Source organism: Streptomyces sp. NPDC059247 (assembly GCF_042754005.1).
Classification (GTDB): domain Bacteria; phylum Actinomycetota; class Actinomycetes; order Streptomycetales; family Streptomycetaceae; genus Streptomyces.
Genome location: NZ_JBHYZW010000058.1, coordinates 1 through 1930, shown reverse-complemented (window position 1 = coordinate 1930; position 1930 = coordinate 1). Strand labels below are relative to the sequence as shown.

Genomic DNA, 1930 nt, shown 5'->3' with positions numbered 1-1930 from the left:
TCAAATTCAAGTTGCTGGGTAGAACTTAGTTCTTTCGCTGCCTGCGCTGCTTTACGGGCTTGCATAGCACGTTCTGGGCTACTTTCCTGCAATGCTTGTTGATCCAGTAGCAGAGCCGCTTGATCGTAAATACCACGCTTCCTCATAGCCTTTTCAGTTAGGCTTATTGGTGGGTTTGGATTATGACGTTGACGTGGCTGGGCAGCACCAACAATCACGCCAATTGATTGGACGGGAGCCCCAACTCTACGCTGGGCGGCCTGTGTGACCTTTGCAGCTGCGATATCTTCATTTGAGATACCGAGCTCCCTTAGCTCTCGAAATGATAATCTTGTCATCAATCTGCCCTTATAGTTGACTGGTGGACAACCTTAGTTGTCTGACAGACAACTGTCAATAATCTAAAAAGTCTTATTTCTCAGGGGCTAGAGTGCTAAAATGCACTAACGTATCCATGTATCTTAAATAGATTAAGCGGAACGAAGCTAGTCGCTTCGTAAAATAGCTTAAAAAAATGGTGCATGTGATAACGGCAGAGATGCTGTTTCCGAGGACTGACCTACTGGACAGCCCGCAGGACGGCAGCACTGCCGGTTTTCGATTTACCTATAACCATCGAAAACAAGTCCCAATTTTGAGACAACTTTTTAATCAACAAACGTATGTGAAAACGCTTAAGATTATGAGTTTTATGGGTAATCATCGTTTTAATGAAAAACAGCAAAAAAACAGTCTAAAAATTTAAGCTAAACCGCGTGTGTGCTGACACTTACAAGTGCAAAAAATGTTACATGTGATGTTACATTACGAACTACATTTTATGTTACATCGACCTACATGAGATATTTAAATAAAAACTAGATTGGGGAGACTGTGAAATGAAGAAAACAGAAAAAAAATCACAGGATTCTGATCAGCAGAATGAAAAATCACTGACTGAAAGAGTAGCAGAGATACAAGCCAAAATTAAAAGCCTTAGAGGGGATAATCGTGTTCCTTTCGATGAAAAGGCTTTTATGGATGAAGGGTGGGAGCTCTAATGCCCCTCATAGCTCCATAAATCGCCGTGTGAGCGTTTTTATCATATTCAATGTAGTCAACAGGCTCGAACGACATAACGCCCCCTACAGCGCAATTTAAAGGCGCGGGGACGTTATGTCTTGCGTTGCGACTTTTGTCCTGTGTTCATAGGCAGGATACGTAATTTTGTGGTACAAAATTAAATTCATCAAAAAGCACTGTCGAATAGGCACAAAAACACCGCGCCCCAAAATCGCGCTGTAGGTGATTTTTGTGCCGGCTGTTTTTCTGAAACGTCTGTGTAGCAGGAAATGCAACTTGTCAGCGTTACACCTAAAAAACTCAAAAAAAAGCCCTCAAACGAGGGCTTTAGAAGTCAAAGAATTATAAAATTCTGTAGCTCATTAATCGGGCAGAATAAGAGCTGTTATTCAGGCGATAAACCGCCGTCGATAACGTCCAGACGGAAGCGCTCAACAGCTTTAGCGTGGTTATTTACATTCCCACGAAAAGCTCCTTCAGGTGTTACAGTTATAACTTTTACTCGACCACGTTTAACGCGATGAATTGCACCAACTTTTTCAAGCAAATCTAATGCTCTTGCCATTTGTGCTTTGTCAGTTCGCATTGTCTCGCAGAGATCTGCGGCCGTTTTGGTGCATTCGTAACTTTGCCAGCCAAGATTACGGCAGATTTGCCATAGAACGGCCTGAGCGTGATATGCTTGCGCTGTGGTCTTAGCGGATTCAAATAGCCGTTCAGTAACGGCGTCCTGGTACTGGAAAGCAATGGACACGTTACCACCTCCAAAGAAGTCAAATTCAAGTTGCTGGGTAGAACTTAGTTCTTTCGCTGCCTGCGCTGCTTTACGGGCTTGCATAGCACGTTCTGGGCTACTTTCCTGCAATGC

General features: G+C 43.4%; 3 protein-coding genes. 1 reads left to right on the top strand and 2 read right to left on the bottom strand.

Annotated elements, in window-relative coordinates; genetic code table 11:
* Nucleotides 1-338, bottom strand: a 338-nt coding sequence (locus ACFXGN_RS32770) for a hypothetical protein (protein WP_384866078.1), incomplete at its 3' end; no start/stop codon positions are given.
* 540 nt (nucleotides 339-878) lie between these two features.
* Here ACFXGN_RS32770 and ACFXGN_RS32765 point away from each other — a divergent pair.
* Nucleotides 879-1040 (top strand): hypothetical protein, encoded by a 162-nt coding sequence (locus ACFXGN_RS32765; protein ID WP_376936199.1) that lies wholly within the window; start codon nucleotides 879-881, stop codon nucleotides 1038-1040.
* Nucleotides 1041-1447: 407 nt separating this feature from the next.
* On the opposite strand, the gene ACFXGN_RS32760 is transcribed toward ACFXGN_RS32765, so the two are convergent.
* The coding region (locus tag ACFXGN_RS32760; protein WP_384866076.1) for a hypothetical protein at nucleotides 1448-1930 on the bottom strand (483 nt) is incomplete at its 5' end.